Origin of the sequence: Pantoea sp. At-9b (assembly GCF_000175935.2) — a bacterium.
Classification (GTDB): Bacteria; Pseudomonadota; Gammaproteobacteria; order Enterobacterales; family Enterobacteriaceae; genus Pantoea.
Genome location: NC_014837.1, coordinates 3,795,244 through 3,810,581, shown reverse-complemented (window position 1 = coordinate 3,810,581; position 15,338 = coordinate 3,795,244). Strand labels below are relative to the sequence as shown.

The 15,338-nt window shown below is 54.2% G+C and carries 11 protein-coding genes; 9 read left to right on the top strand and 2 right to left on the bottom strand.

The window, feature by feature from the left end; all coding sequences use genetic code 11:
• Positions 1 to 1,449 carry a SulP family inorganic anion transporter gene (locus PAT9B_RS17480; protein ID WP_150105826.1) on the top strand — a complete coding sequence of 483 codons (1,449 nt, stop codon included), beginning with the start codon at positions 1 to 3 and terminating at the stop codon, positions 1,447 to 1,449.
• Positions 1,450 to 1,702: 253 nt separating this feature from the next.
• Complete coding sequence (locus tag PAT9B_RS17475; protein ID WP_013510611.1) at positions 1,703 to 3,127, top strand: GGDEF domain-containing protein; 1,425 nt, start codon at positions 1,703 to 1,705, stop codon at positions 3,125 to 3,127.
• 4 nt (positions 3,128 to 3,131) lie between these two features.
• Here PAT9B_RS17475 and ddlA read toward each other — a convergent pair whose 3' ends face one another.
• Both ddlA and PAT9B_RS29815 read right to left on the bottom strand, forming a co-directional pair.
• Positions 3,132 to 4,226: a D-alanine--D-alanine ligase gene (gene ddlA / locus PAT9B_RS17470; protein WP_013510610.1), complete on the bottom strand. Its 1,095-nt coding sequence runs from the start codon at positions 4,224 to 4,226 to the stop codon at positions 3,132 to 3,134.
• Between the two features lie 123 nt (positions 4,227 to 4,349).
• Complete coding sequence (locus PAT9B_RS29815; RefSeq protein WP_013510609.1) at positions 4,350 to 5,783, bottom strand: RHS repeat-associated core domain-containing protein; 1,434 nt, start codon at positions 5,781 to 5,783, stop codon at positions 4,350 to 4,352.
• A gap of 532 nt (positions 5,784 to 6,315) precedes the next feature.
• Here PAT9B_RS29815 and tssB point away from each other — a divergent pair.
• The 7 genes from tssB to tssH all read left to right on the top strand — a co-directional run bounded on the left by tssB (position 6,316) and on the right by tssH (position 15,290).
• Positions 6,316 to 6,813: a type VI secretion system contractile sheath small subunit gene (gene tssB, locus PAT9B_RS17455; protein WP_013510607.1), complete on the top strand. Its 498-nt coding sequence runs from the start codon at positions 6,316 to 6,318 to the stop codon at positions 6,811 to 6,813.
• A gap of 38 nt (positions 6,814 to 6,851) precedes the next feature.
• Positions 6,852 to 8,393 (top strand): type VI secretion system contractile sheath large subunit, encoded by a 1,542-nt coding sequence (gene tssC, locus PAT9B_RS17450; protein WP_013510606.1) that lies wholly within the window; start codon positions 6,852 to 6,854, stop codon positions 8,391 to 8,393.
• A gap of 15 nt (positions 8,394 to 8,408) precedes the next feature.
• A complete protein-coding gene (gene tssK / locus PAT9B_RS17445; protein WP_013510605.1) occupies positions 8,409 to 9,749 on the top strand; it encodes a type VI secretion system baseplate subunit TssK in 1,341 nt (446 codons plus the stop codon).
• Complete coding sequence (gene tssL / locus PAT9B_RS17440) at positions 9,746 to 10,426, top strand: type VI secretion system protein TssL, short form (RefSeq protein WP_013510604.1); 681 nt, start codon at positions 9,746 to 9,748, stop codon at positions 10,424 to 10,426. The genes tssK and tssL overlap by 4 nt, the downstream gene beginning before the upstream one ends.
• A complete protein-coding gene (locus PAT9B_RS17435) occupies positions 10,423 to 12,009 on the top strand; it encodes an OmpA family protein (protein WP_013510603.1) in 1,587 nt (528 codons plus the stop codon). The genes tssL and PAT9B_RS17435 overlap by 4 nt, the downstream gene beginning before the upstream one ends.
• Positions 12,010 to 12,014: 5 nt before the next feature.
• The gene (locus PAT9B_RS17430; protein ID WP_013510602.1) at positions 12,015 to 12,515 is read left to right on the top strand and encodes an Hcp family type VI secretion system effector; all 501 of its coding nucleotides are present in this window, start codon (positions 12,015 to 12,017) and stop codon (positions 12,513 to 12,515) included.
• A 129-nt stretch (positions 12,516 to 12,644) separates the two neighbouring features.
• Entirely contained in the window at positions 12,645 to 15,290 is a 2,646-nt protein-coding gene (gene tssH / locus PAT9B_RS17425; RefSeq protein WP_013510601.1) for a type VI secretion system ATPase TssH, read from the top strand.
• The last annotated feature ends 48 nt before the right edge of the window (positions 15,291 to 15,338 follow it).

Sequence of the window (15,338 nt, the reverse complement as noted above, 5' to 3'; positions counted from 1 at the left end):
CTGCATACTCTGCGCCAGGACATCCCGGCCGGTTTGGTGGTGTTTCTGGTGGCGCTGCCACTCTGTCTTGGCATTGCCCAGGCCAGCGGCCTGCCGCCGTTTGCCGGTCTGCTCACCGGGGTGATCGGTGGCTTGCTGGTCACCGCGTTAAGTCCATCACGTTTTGCCGTGAGCGGCCCGGCCGCCGGATTAGTCACCATTGTGGTGGCGTCGATCGAGACGCTCGGCAGCTTCTCCGCCTTTCTGACCGCATTGATGCTGGCGGGGGTGTTGCAGTGTCTGTTTGGTTTGCTGCGTGCCGGACGTTTTATCGCGCTGGTGCCGGGTAGCGTCATCAAAGGCATGCTGGCCGCCATTGGTATTTTGCTGATTATCCAGCAGGTTCCGGTGGCTCTGGGGGCAGCGGGTGATGCGGAGCTGGTCTCGCTGATCAATGGCGAGTTTACCTTCTCCACCTCGGCGCTACTGGTGGCGGGGGGCGGGCTGGCGATTCTCTGGCTGTGGACCACGCCACTGGTTAAATCGATCAAAGCGTTAAGCTGGATACCCGGGCCACTGGTAGCGGTAGTGGTCGGTTGTCTGGCGACGGTGTTGGGTGTGGCTGGCCTGCCGCGCATCGCCCTGCCGGAGTTTGACAGCATGGCACAGCTTGCTGCGGAGCTGGAAACCCCGGACTGGCTGGCATGGCGTAATCCGTCGGTGTGGGTGGTGGCGGTGACGCTGGCGCTGGTCGCCAGCCTGGAAACGTTGCTGAGCCAGGAAGCGCTGAAAAAGCTGCGTCCACAACATCCGGCACCTTCGCCGAATAAAGAGATGTTTGCGCAGGGGGTGGGGAATCTGACCGCCGGTTTACTAGGCGCAATGCCGATTACGGCGGTGATTGTGCGCAGTTCGGTCAACGTCAGCGTAGGCGCACAAAGCAAGGTGTCGATACTGCTGCACGGTGTGTTGCTGCTGATTTGTGGCTTGTGGTTTAGCGATCTGCTGAACGCCATTCCGCTTGCCAGCCTGGCGGCGGTATTGCTGTACACCGGTTACAAGCTGGCGACTCCGCGCCTGTTCATCGAACAGATGCGCATGGGAGCGCAGCAATATGTCCCGTTCCTTGCCACCATCGGCGGCATCATCGTGTTTGGTATGCTGGCGGGAATTGGCATAGGTATCGCGACCCAGCTGTTATGTAGCCTCTATCAAAGCCATCGTAATGCGTTGCAGCTCACCCGTTATGACGACCACTACGTGTTGCGCTTCCAGCAGAATCTGACCTTTATGCACAACCCTAAATTGCAGGGGCTACTGGCGGAGATCCCGGAAAATAGCGTGGTGATTGTGGACCACGATAATGCCGAGTATCTCGACCCGGACGTCAAAGCGGTGCTACAGGATTTTGGCGAAACGGCTGATAAACGTGGCATTCGTCTCAGCCAATGGCCGGTCGCGGTAAAATAGCAATCCGTTAGTCACTGAAATTTGTGTTTTGGCTTCAAAATCGGATATCTCGGATATCCGATTTTTTTGTTTACAGGGCATAATTATCCCGCTTTTCTCCAACATCCTTAGCATCGGCCATGGATTCAGCCGCAGAGTTGAAGGATGAACACGAGCTTAATTAACGAATCAGATTACTCACTTTTCAGGTTTAATGCCTGCTGATGCCCACCGGCGTATGGCAGCGACTTTCCAGGTTACAGGGTTTAGACGTATGCGCGTTAAGCTGTTTGCAGAGAATAATTTTAAAAAGAATGCTCTCTCGCTGTTCCTCATCACGCTTTTTTTCTGCTTTATTGGCAGCCATTTGCGTGTGCCGCAGGAATTGTCGCTGTTCTGGCCGGTCAACGCGCTGATTGCCGGGTTGATGGTGCGTAATCCCTTTCTGCATCGCATCTCCAGCTATCTGGTGTGCTTTGTCGCAATGGTGTTTAACGACACGGTATTTTCTGGCTGGGCGCTGCCTGCCGTCACCCTCAACGTGGCGAATATCCTGTTTATTCTGGTGGCGGTGAGCATGTTAATTAAGCATCTGTCGCCGCCCTCAGCCAATAGCCAGGTGATCAACGCGATGCGTATTTTCCCCGCCTGTTTGCTGGCGGCGCTGGCCTGCGCCACTTGGGGAGCCTGGGCGCAGGAAGTGGATTTCAACGCGCGCTTTATTACCGCCTGGGGCGATTGGTTCAGCGAACAATTTTCTACGTCATTGATGTTGCTGCCGGTACTGTTGGCGCGCCCGCTGCGCACCGTGCTCTGGCGCTCGTTGTTGCATCCCGGAAAACTGTTACCCCTGACGGGCGTGGTGTTGTCACTCACCATTGGCGCGATGATTGGTGGGGCAGGGAGTCTGACCTTCCCGGTGCCCGCGTTGATCTGGTGTGCCATTGTTCTGCCGATTCCGATTACCAGCCTGGTGCTGCTGATTACCGGCATCACCGAAATTATTCTGGTCTCGCACGGCGTGATGAATATCCAGGGTGATGATGCCTTGCTGCCTATCAGCCATCTGACCTCGGTTCGCCTTGGCGTTGCCACGATCACCATCAGCCCGTTGCTGGTGGCCGTCAGTATGGATGCCATCCGTCAGTTGAATCAGCGTCTGTCGCTTCGCGCCAATTTTGATTTTCTCACCCAGCTGTTGTCACGTTCCGGGCTGTATGAAAATCTGCGCCAGGAACCGTTCTCACCGCAGCGTGCGGCCGGAGTAGTGATGCTGGATGTCGACTATTTCAAAACCATTAATGATAACTTTGGTCACGATGCCGGTGATGGCGTGCTGGAGGAGATTGCGCGTCGCATTCAGGATGTGGTGAACAATCGAGGCTTGGTTTGTCGCTTCGGTGGCGAAGAGTTTGTGGTGGTGGTGTTTGACTACAATCACAGCCAACTGTATCAGCTTGCTGAAGTTATTCGCCAATCAATGGTCAGAGAGAAATTCTGGTTGCAGGGGAATACTGTCACCGTCACCGCCAGCCTGGGGCTGGCGTTGGGCAATGCCGTGAACGAGCGTGAATGGCAGGGGGTGGTTAACCGCCTGATTTCGGCGGCCGACAAAAACCTCTACCTGTCAAAACGTAATGGCCGCAATCAAACCTCACCTGCGGTAGAGCCACGTCCGCTGGTTAACGACGTGGCCTGAGGGGTTAGACGCTGCTTTTCAGCGCACTGCTTTGCTGATGGCGCTCCTGCGCCAGTTCAATCAGGCGGGTAATCAGCGCACTGTAGCTCAGCCCCGCTGCCTGCCAAAGCTTCGGATACATGCTGATGTTGGTAAAGCCGGGCAACGTATTGACTTCATTGACGATGATTTCTCCATCTTCCGTCAGGAATACATCGACACGTGCCATTCCGCTACACTCCAGCGCCTGAAATGCCTGTAGTGCCACCGCCCGAATCGCTTCGCTATCTGCGGTGCTGATCGCGGCGGGCACCACCACCTGAGCGCCACTCTCGTTGATATACTTGGTGTCATACGAATAAAACGCATCGTGTACCACCACTTCCCCGCAGGGGCTGGCGACCGGTTCATCATTGCCCAGCACGGCACACTCGATTTCACGTCCTTTAATGCCTTGTTCAATCAGAACTTTGCGGTCGAAGGTAAAGGCGAGATCAAGCGCAGCAGCGAATTCTTCGATGCAGCTGACTTTGCTGACGCCGACTGAAGACCCCTGGTTCGCCGGTTTGATAAACAGCGGCAGGCCCAATTGCGCCACCACCGCTTGTGCATCAAGCCGGGCGCGCTGCGCCTGCGTGACGCTAATCCACGGCGCAACCTTGAGTCCGGCATCGCGCAGCAGACGTTTGGTGAAATCTTTATCCATGCTGACGGCGGAACCCAGCACCCCTGAGCCAACAAACGGCAGATTAGCCATACGCAGCAGCCCTTGTAGAGAACCGTCTTCGCCCAGGGTGCCGTGCACGATCGGGAAAATGACATCGACCTGTGACAGCGGATGCGCATTCTGGCGTGTAATCAGCTGTTGTGATGCCTGACCAGGCACCAGTGCCACATTCTCGCCGGAGCGATTGAGCGCGATCAGCGAGGGGTTTTCCGCGTTGAGCAGAAAGCCGGAGGCATCATTCAGATGCCACTCGCCCTGCTTATCAATCCCCAGCAGCACGACATCGAATTTGCTGGTATCGATGGCCTCAAGAATGTTTTTGGCTGATTGTAATGACACCTCATGTTCGGCTGACTTGCCGCCAAAAATGATCCCCACGCGCTGTTTTGCCATTGTTTTTTGTCCGGTTGCGATAAAGCGAATGGCTAAGATAGCACGGGGTGTTAAGGGGGGAAATCAGATGAGCAGAAGCGTGTTTAGCCGTGAAAAAATCCCCTCGGATGAGGGGATGTGTGATTATGTGATTCTGTTTATACGGGCGTCACAATATATCCCGCCGTGGACTTTCCTTTCGTGATTGCCCCGACTGTTGATTGATGCAAGATATCTCCCGCAATCTGGATATTTACACAGGTAGGTAAATTCTTTGGTATGTGTATTGATGTGATTATCCAGAGCGTATTCTGAAGGCAGATAGAGTCCACACATGGGACATTGAAAATTAAGTTTAGTATGGCAATATGTAATGTGAATATTAAGGATATCTTTTGATTTAAAATACTTCCCGCACCCGGACGCATGACAACGGAAAGAAGCTTCTCTGGCATGGGCGTTTTTTATATGTCGATTCAAATCTCCTTTCGTCTTAAAACGAGAGGCACAGGTCGATCTGGGGCAGTGTACTTCATATGACATATTATGTTGCGACAGATGCTGGGAGAGTAAGGTGCGACTGTTAAAACTGGCATTGCAATCCCGATGTCCACAGCGAAAACGGACAGACGTATGTTGCAAGCGATGTGCATAAAGACTCTCTTGATGTTTATATTCTTTATCACATCCTGGCCAATCGCATTTATAGAACAGAATTTTATGGACATCGCTCAGGTGTGTCGCATACATGTTTTTACGATGGAAACTCTCACTGCAACCAGGGATACGACAGGTATAATTAATCGTAGGTGGTTCGATGATGACGTTTTTGTCCAGTAAGTTTTTTTTGTCCAGTGTTCTGTAGTCTTCATTAGCCGCTACATACTCTTTGGCCGTTAATTTATTATTTTTTCGATGTTTGTCGATGCCTTCTTGTGCCATCCATACAGCAAAACCCTCATCATCATTGAGATATAATTTATTACCCTCTTCACGCATTCTACCATCAATGTCATTAAAGGTTATGGGGTTATTTCTGGCGAGGGAGAAAAGATTCATCCCATCGATTTCCCCCGCCGGATCAGGAGTCAACCAGCGTAAAAGCCAGGGTGCATAATAGCGGTAACCATAATAAACCAGGCCGGTCCTGTCCCGCTCTTTTCCTGAATAATGAAGGGTCTTATAACATGCTTCTATTTGGCTGCGTGTTAACCAGATGGCCGTGCCACCGTAGGGATAATATTCTTCGCGGCTGATGATTTCCGCTTCCCCATCAATTTCCAGTGTACAACTCTGATTCCGATTTTGCAGGCTGTAGCGTTGGTGTTGATTCTCCACCCCTTCAGGTATATCTGATAACCAGTAGTGTATTCGCACATTATCGGTAGTTATCACCGTTAATCTTTCTTTCTGCCGGGTTCCCGAATAACGCATACGTATTTCAATGCCTGGCAAATAACGTATGAGATGCTGTCGCACTGAATAGGCACTTTTCTGTGATGAGGATTTTAGCACGCGTGTTCCAAGGGTGCAGTAACGATACTGCTCACGGTGCATGATGTTGCTGTTTGACTGCATGGTGCTTTTCTCCATCAGGATAAAAAGCTCAGCATTATCGACGTCAAATCCAACGAATAGCCTTCCCCTTATGTAGACAGCACAAAAAAAATCCCCTCGGAAGAGGGGATGCCTAATTAACTCAGGCCAACACCAGGGAAATAGTGATAAGACTATACCAAAGTATAGTTAATATAAATGTCGGGTTGATCAAAAAATTCGCAATCAGATTTTCGCGCTTCATCGCACTCCTTCGGCATGAGCATGATTGAACGATATCACGCGCTAAGGATTAAAATTGTTGATGATTTCTTCAAGCTGAGAATTGAACTATTAATATGATTCTTTTGTTCTTTTTCATAAGAAATTATGAAAATTCCTGGTATTAATTTGCACGAGACCATCGATTTATATTCATTTTTTCTGCGATACATGCCGAAATATGCCATTTCAGGCATTGCATTTCTGCAGAAATCTCATCTATATTGCTCAAGTTTTACACATGGAAAGCATTGCCCTGCCGATCTTTATGCCATTTTTACAAGGAGTAAATATGAGCAATTCTTATCAAAATGAGATTCCGAAAGCCCGTGTCAATATTAAGCTCGACCTGCATACGGGAGGAAGTCTGAAGAAGGTTGAGTTGCCGCTCAAGTTATTGGTTACGGGGGATTTTAGTCACGGTAAGGAGACTCGCCTGCTCTCGGAGCGAGAAAAAACCGAGGTTAACAAACACAATTTCAACCAAGTGCTGGCGGAATATTCGCCTGCTATCAATTTGAATGTCCCGGACACCCTGGCTGCTGACGGCAGTGAACAGTGGTTAAATCTGACCTTCCGGGAGATCAAGGATTTTGAACCGGAACAGGTTGCCCGCCAAATACCGCAACTGAAAGCGATGCTCGCCATGCGCAATTTATTGCGCGACCTTAAATCCAATCTGCTTGATAACGTGACCTTCCGCAAAGAGTTCGAAGCCATCCTGAAAGATCCCGCGCTGAGCGATGCCTTGCGCACTGAACTGACCTCCCTGGTGCCGGAAAAAGCCTGAACACCAGCGATTTAATGGATTAATACGAGAGAAAAGTCATGTCTGCAAAGAATGAAACTGCTACTGGCGGTCAGGCGACTGTGCTTGAAAGACCTGAATCGGCCCGTGTTTACGCCTCCCTGTTTGAAAAAATTAACCTCAATCCGGTAGCGCATCTGAGTGATGTGGCGGTCTGGCAGGACAGTCAGGCCATGTCTGATGCCAGCGCTGATGAACGCGTTACGGCAGCGATGCAGGTGCTACTGGAGTGCCTGAAACAGAGCGGCTTAAAAGTGGAGAAACTCGACAAAACGCTGTTGGATCATCATATTGCACAGTTGGACCAACAAATTAGCCGTCAACTCGATTTGGTGATGCATCACCCTATTTTTCAGCAAGTTGAGTCCACCTGGCGTGGTCTGAAATCGCTGGTTGATAAGGCCGATTTTCGCCAAAACGTCAAAATTGCCTTGCTGGATCTCTCCAAAGAAGCCTTACGTCAGGATTTTGAAGATTCTCCGGAGATTATTCAGAGCGGCCTCTATCTCCAGACTTATGTCAGCGAGTATGACACCCCGGGCGGCGAACCCATTGCTGCCATCATCTCTGCCTGGGAGTTTGATGCTTCGGCACAGGATGTGGCCTTGTTGCGTAATATTGCGAAGGTCGCTTCATCGGCGCACATGCCGTTTATCGGGTCTGTCGGCCCGGCCTTCTTCCTGAAAGAGAACATGGAAGAGGTGGCTGCCATCAAGGATATTGGCAACTACTTCGACCGGGCCGAGTACATCAAGTGGCAAGCCTTCCGCGAAAGCGATGATGCGCGTTACATCGGCCTGACCATGCCCCGTGTGCTGGGACGCCTGCCGTATGGCCCGGATACCCTGCCGGTGCGGAGCTTCAACTACATGGAGGAGGTGAAAGGCCCGGATCACGACAAGTACCTGTGGATCAGTGCCTCTTTTGCCTTTGCCACCAATATGGTACGCAGTTTTATCCACAACGGCTGGTGCGTACAAATCCGTGGTCCCCAAGCTGGCGGTGCGGTGCAGGATCTGCCAATCCATCTCTATGATCTTGGCACCGGCAATCAGGTAAAAATTCCTTCTGAAGTGATGATCCCGGAAACCCGCGAATTCGAGTTTGCCAGTCTTGGCTTTATCCCGCTGAGTTACTACAAAAATCGCGATTATGCCTGCTTTTTCTCGGCGAATTCGACGCAAAAGCCCCTTCAGTTTGACACTGCTGATGCCACGGCTAACAGCCGTATCAACGCTCGTCTGCCTTATATATTTTTGCTATCGCGTATTGCGCACTACCTGAAGATGATTCAGCGCGAAAATATCGGCACCACCAAGGATCGGCGTTTGCTGGAGATGGAGTTGAACGCCTGGGTACGCAGCCTGGTCACCGAGATGACCGATCCCGGCGACGATCTTCAGGCCTCACATCCACTGCGGGATGCCAGGGTGGTGGTGGAGGACATTGAGGATAACCCCGGGTTTTTCCGCGTGAAGTTGTTCGCTGTGCCGCATTTCCAGGTGGAAGGTATGGATGTCAACCTGTCGCTGGTTTCACAGATGCCAAAAGCGAAATCGTAAGGGTGGTATTCAGGGATGAAAACGGAACAACCGCTCTGGGGGCGGGGGGTGATGATCTCGCCCCAGCATTTTCAGCAGCAAGCGGCATGGGCGGAGTGGCGCAGTGAGTGTCTGGCAAAGATGGGGCTTAATCATCCCTGGGGGGTGCTACAGGCCGAGTTTGACCCCGAGCCACTGAGGCATGATCGGCTTCAGCCTCGTCATCTGCATGTTCGCTTCAGTGACGGGACGCTGATTGATACCCAGAATGCCGATGCACTCCCACCCACACTGACATTGAGCGCTGAGCACCGGGAAGTCGAGGTGGTTCTGGCGTTGCCACAGATGTATGCCAATGGTGGTAACTGCCTGCAACCTGACCAGGTGGCGGAACGTCCGGTGCGTTTTCGTCAGCGTTGGCGCGATATCCGTAACCTGTTTGGCGATGACTCACGGCAGATTGCCGTGCTGCATCCCGAATTGACGCTGCGCTATGCCCATCAGGACAACAGCGAGTGGTTAACCTGTCCGGTCGCGCGTCTGCAACGGGATACTCAGGGGGTCTGGACGTTGGACCAGCAGTTTCTGCCCCCGATACTGGTGTTGAGCGGAAGCAACTGGTTACTCACCGCGCTGGAACAACTGCTGACGCAATTGCGCTCCCGGCTGACGCGGTTGATGGCGATGCGTCGTGAAAGCAACCAGCGCATGGCCGATTTTGCCGTTGCAGATGTATCACTGTTCTGGTTGTTGAATGCGTTAAACAGCGCTGAACCGGTGTTGGCGAATTGCCTGCGCCATCCACAAAGCGCGCCTGAGCGGTTATACCCGGAGCTGGCAAGACTGGCCGGGAGTTTGTTGACCTTTTCCCTTGAGCATCAAATCAACGCCATACCGATCTATCGACATGATGATCTCAACAACGTATTCCCGCCATTGTTTCGTTTGCTCTCCCGGCTACTGGAAGCCAGCCTGCCCTCGCGTGTCGTGGCAATTGAGATGAGTCATGACCAAAGGTTGCGTCAGTGGCTGGCTCGCCTCAATGATCCACGTTTGCGTGAAGAGGCTGATTTTTATCTTTCGGTACGCTCACCATTACCGGTAGCGCAACTGCAGGAACAGGTGCCACGTCAGTGCAAAGTGGGTAGCCCGGATGATGTGATGAGCCTGGTGAATACCTCACAGTTGGGGATTCCACTCCAGCCATTGAGCCGCGTTCCCGCCGCCATTCCATTACGGCTGGAAAATCAATATTTCTCCCTCGATCTGTCTCACCCGGCGGCACGCACGATGCTGGAAAGTGGCTGCTGCATGTTTTATGTCCCCGGCACGTTGGGCGATCCGCAACTTGAACTCTTCGCGGTGCTAAGAACATGAGTAACAACCAACAGGGAGGTTTTGTGGATATCGATGCATTGATGCAGAACAGCTGGCTTCAGGTCATTAGCCTACGGCATCAGCCGCAGTTTAAAGAGGGAGAGGGTAAAGCGTTATGGCAGCGTTGCGTGGCCGATATTAAGCAGGTACAGCAGGTACTGCGCGATGCGGGCACCGGAGATGAAAGCCGTCAGGACATCCTGCTCGCACACTGTGCATTGCTTGATGAAGCCGTGAAGGGGCGAGGGGTGCAGGATGACGCCTGTATGCAGTGGTATCACCTGCCGCTTCAGGGGCATTTTCTGCATTCCATCGATGCCGGTGAAACCCTGTGCGACCGAATGTGGCAGGTACTTCGCCAGCCAACTGCGGATGCCTTGGTGTTGATGTGCTTTCATCGGGTGATGTTGCTGGGGTTCCTTGGTGGCTATCCATCGCTGCAGGCAGCGGAACGCCAGGAGCTGGTCAGCGCGCTTAATGCACGTGTGCCGCCGTACAAACATACCACCGAACAATTCCTGCTAACCGGAACGGAGGGCAGTTTGCAGCGGCGCATCGTAAGTCACTGGCCGGTGCGTCTGGGGTTGTCAGCATTACTGTTGTTGGCAGTGTGGTGGGGGCTGGATCGTTGGTTGGATCAACTGATAGTGGTACTGCTACCAGAGGTGACGGGATGAGCAGCGTGCCGCAGCGCATTAAGAGAGGATGGGCCGCGAAACATCGCCCACATTCCGCCTTATCATTCGTCAGGGCGCTGCCCGAAGAGAGTTATCGTCTGCCGGTGGTGTTGTACTGCGGCGATGATGCGCAGGGCTGGCCGGAGCAGGAAGCCGTCCGGCTGGTGCCACAGGGATGCTGGATACACATCAAAGCCAGTCGCGAGCTACAACATGTATTACGCCAATTGCTGCTATCGCGTCCTGGCTGGGGAGGCCAGATCGCCATCTGTGTCAGTGTGAATCCACAGCAACATACGCAGCTGGCGGCAGTGGAAAACCAACTACATGAATTGCGCTGGCAGATTGCCATGCTGCGTCGTGAGGTGCAGCTGGCGCTACCGTTGCTGTTAACCATGCGGGTGGCGGGCAACATCACACTGACGACACAACCGCTGTGGCAAGTCAGCGTGGTGGGGGCCGGGACACAGATATGGTATGAGGGTCAGGCACCACAATCTATTGAGCAGTGGTTAGCGCAGGCGGATAGCCGCGTGCTCCAACAGCAGATCCTGTTCAACGCACTGGATTGTGGCTTCAGTCAGCGTGTGTTGGGCTTTTTTACCGCAGATCACCCGGATGTTGCACCGGTTGCCCCTCATGCCATGCTCTGTGCGTTGCAGGCCACGTTGACGCAGCAGCAGACCGATTCGCTGTGGCAACAAGGGCTATCCGGCTGCACCACTCTGCGGTCGGTCACTGGCTGGTCGGCAAACCATGGAGAGAGTGTCCAACCCGATTTCATTTTACCCTTGTTGCCGCGCGGGCGGACCGTTAGCCCGGTTCGTCGGGCAGTGCTGCCAGTGCTGACCTCGTTTCTCGTCCTGGTCTTTATCGCACTGAGTTACAGCGCATGGAATAACCAGGTGCTCATCCATCGCATCGCGTTTGACCTTGCGCACTATCACCGTATTGCCATGGTCGATGCAGGCCCGAAAGCTGCCGCCGTTGCGCTACTGCGCGAGGATGCCGCACAGCTAAACCAGTGGGCGCGCCAGGGCGAACCCTTCTCTCTGGGGATGGGGTTGTATCGTGGCGAACGTTTGCACCTGCCGGTGCTGGATGCCATCCGCAGCTGGCAGCCTCCTCCTTCACACCCGCTGGCTCCCCAACCACAAGCAACGATTGCGCAGCTCGACAGCCTGGCGTTGTTCGATTCCGGCAAAGCAGAGCTGAAGCCAGGCTCGACCAAAATGCTGATCAAGGCCCTGGTTGGCATTCGGGCAAAACCAGGCTGGCTGATTGTGATTAGCGGGCATACCGACAACACCGGTGACCCGGCATTTAATCAGCAGCTCTCGCTGCAACGTGCGGAAGCCGTGCGTAACTGGATGCGCGACACCGGGGCTATTGCTGAAAGCTGTTTTGCGGTGCAGGGGTACGGTGTGAGCCGCCCGCTTGTCACCAACGATACCCCGGAGGGGCGCGCAACCAACCGGCGTGTCGACATTCGTCTGGTGCCACAGGCTGATGCCTGTCTGGAGCCGGATGACACCCTGCTGTCATCACGGGATGGTGACAGTAATCAACACTTAACGGAGTAAAAATTATGGCGATTCCAGTTTATCTGTGGCTGAAAGACGACGGCGGCATGGATATTAAAGGTTCGGTTGAGGCCGAGCATCGGGAGGGAAGCGTAGAGGTCGTGGCCATGAAACATCAGGTCCACATTCCTACCGATGGGAATACCGGCAAGGTGACGGGCACCCGCGTCCATGCCCCTTTGCAGTTTACCAAAGCGATCGACTCCTCCAGTCCGTATCTCTACAAAGCGGTCACCACCGGCCAGACGCTGAAGAGCGCCGAGCTTAAGTGGTATCTCATTGATAGCGGAGGTAATGAGGTGGAGTACTTCAATACCCGGCTGGAAAACGTCAAGGTGGTGAAGGTTAGCCCCCTGATGCATGACATCAAAGATCCCGCCAAAGAGCAGCACAATCATCTGGAAGAGATTGAGCTGCGCTACGAAAAAATCACCTGGACCTTCAAAGAGGGCAACCTTGTTCATTCTGATGAGTGGAACACGCGAACGGTTGCTGTCGCTGGCTAAACCCTGCGGGCGGTAGTTCCGCCCGCTGTTTCCTGCCTGCGCGGGCTTGCAATAAACATCGGAAGTTTACACCTGATGGGCATGGGTTACGGCCAGGGGCGGTAGCGTGCCTGCAATGGAGAGCAAAATATGGAACATCAGTCCGCCGTTCTGCTGCGACATCTCAACCCTTTCTGCGCCCGAGCGCTCGAAGGCGCAGCTTCTTTATGTCAGAGCCGCGCTCACGCGGAAATCACCCCCGAACATTGGCTGCTGAAGTTGCTGGAAACCGGCGAAGGCGATCTGACGGTGATTGCCCGTCGTTATGCGTGGGATATGGAGGCTATCTGGCAATCGTTATTGCGCTATCTGGACACACAGCCACGCACCGTGCGCAGCAATCCCGCGCTTTCCGCACGCTTGCAACACTTGCTAAAACAAGGCTGGCTGTGCGCGTCACTGGAAAATGAAAGCACACAAATTCGGACACTCCATTTGCTGATGGCGCTGGCGGATACCCCGACGCTGCTGGAGTGTGATGAACTCTGGCCGTTACTGACGCTGGGTAAAACGCAACTTGAACGCTTGTGTCCGCTGCTTGAGGAACAGTCTGAAGAACGAGTCAGGCCACTTGAGATGTTCAGTGCGGCTGCTGTATCGCCACCCTCTGCGGCAAATAGCGATGGCCATCCGGCGGTGCTGGAACGCTTTACCCTTGATCTCACGGCCCGCGCGCGTGCAGGTCAAATCGACCCGGTTTTTGGCCGTGACAATGAAATTCGTCAGATGGTGGATATCCTGGCTCGTCGGCGTAAAAACAACCCAATCCTGGTGGGGGAACCCGGCGTGGGGAAAACTGCGCTGGTGGAAGGCTTGGCGCTGCGTATCGTTCAGGGGAATGTGCCAGACAGCCTGAAGTTGGTGAGCATTCGCACGCTTGAGCCGGGGCTGCTCCAGGCGGGAGCCGGGGTCAAAGGCGAGTTTGAGCAGCGACTGAAAAATATTATCACCGCCGTACAGCGCTCACCCCATCCGGTGCTGCTGTTTATTGACGAAGCCCATACCCTGATCGGTGCAGGTAATCCGGCGGGCAGTGCCGATGCGGCCAATCTTCTGAAACCGGCACTGGCGCGAGGTGAACTACGCACCATCGCGGCCACCACCTGGAGTGAATACAAACAATATTTCGAGCGCGATGCTGCGCTGGAGCGGCGTTTTCAGCGTGTGCAGATCGATGAACCTGACGATGAAACCGCCTGCCAGATGTTACGAGGTCTGAAGTCTCGCTATGCACAACACCACGGTGTCTACATTTCCGACGAAGCGGTGCGGGCAGCGGTCACCCTCTCGCGGCGTTATTTGGTGGGGCGTCAGTTACCGGATAAAGCCGTTGATCTGCTGGACACCGCCAGTGCGCAGGTCCGAATGAGTCTGGACACCGTACCGGAATCACTCACCCGACTCAGGGCACAGATCGCTGCTCTGGAAATGGAGCAACAGGCGCTGCTGGAGGATTGTGCGGTCGGCCATTATGACGGCAATAACCGTTTGGCCGAAACCCGGCAGTTTATCCGACAGCGGCATGATGAGCTTGCGGCAATAGAAGCGCGTTATCAGCAGGAAAAAGCGCTGACGGAGCAGTTGCTGGCCTGCCGCCGCGACCCTTCACGGGAGCAGGAGATTGCTGCCTTACACGATCGGCTGGTGAAGATTCAGCAGACGACGCCGCTGCTGGCGCTGGATGTGGACGCACGCACGGTGGCACAGGTAGTTGCCGACTGGACCGGCATCCCGCACGCCTTATTGATGAAAGATGAGCAGAACGAACTACTGAGGCTGGACGCCGTCCTGGCCCAACGGATTGTCGGGCAGGATCACGCGCTGCATGCGATTGCGCAGCGGCTGCGCGCGACGAAAACCGGTCTCGCTGCGGAAAATGGACCACAGGGGGTATTCCTGCTGGTGGGCAGCAGCGGCACAGGAAAAACCGAAACTGCGCTGGCGCTGGCAGATACCCTCTACGGCGGGCCACGGTCGCTGATTACCCTTAACCTCAGCGAATATCAGGAGGCGCATACCGTCAGTCAGCTCAAAGGTTCACCGCCCGGCTACGTCGGCTATGGTCAGGGCGGCATCCTGACGGAAGCCGTGCGTAAACGCCCCTACAGCGTGGTGCTGTTGGATGAAGTGGAAAAGGCGCACCGCGATGTGTTGAATCTGTTTTATCAGGTGTTTGATCGCGGTTTTATGCGTGATGGTGAAGGGCGTGAGATCGATTTTCGTCACACCGTTATTCTGATGACCTCCAATCTCGGCAGCGACCAACTGATGCAGCAGTTGGCGCAACAACCTGACGCCAGTGATGCTGATTTACAGGAACGACTACGTCCGTTGCTGCGTGACCATTTCCAGCCCGCGCTGTTGGCACGTTTCCAGACGGTGATATACCGGCCGCTGGCTCCGGCAGCGATGCGCACCATCGTTGCCATGAAGCTGGAACAGGTTAGCCAACGGCTGGTTCGTCATTATGGCATCCGTACCCACCTTGAAGAGAGCCTGTATGAGGCGCTCACCCATGCCTGTCTGCTGCCGGATACCGGTGCCCGCAACATCGATAGCCTGCTGAACCAACAGATTCTCCCGGTGCTGAGCCAACAACTGTTGACGCTGATCGCCGCCGGAGGCAAACCCGCAAGCCTGACATTGGGCTGGGATGAGGAGCAGGGCATCGTGCTGTCGTTGCAGGAGCACAGCAACGATGTGGCAGGTGAGCTAAAGCATCAACCCACGGTTTGAAGCGGATTGCCCGCGATCCCTCTGGAGGCGTCACAACAGGAATTGTGA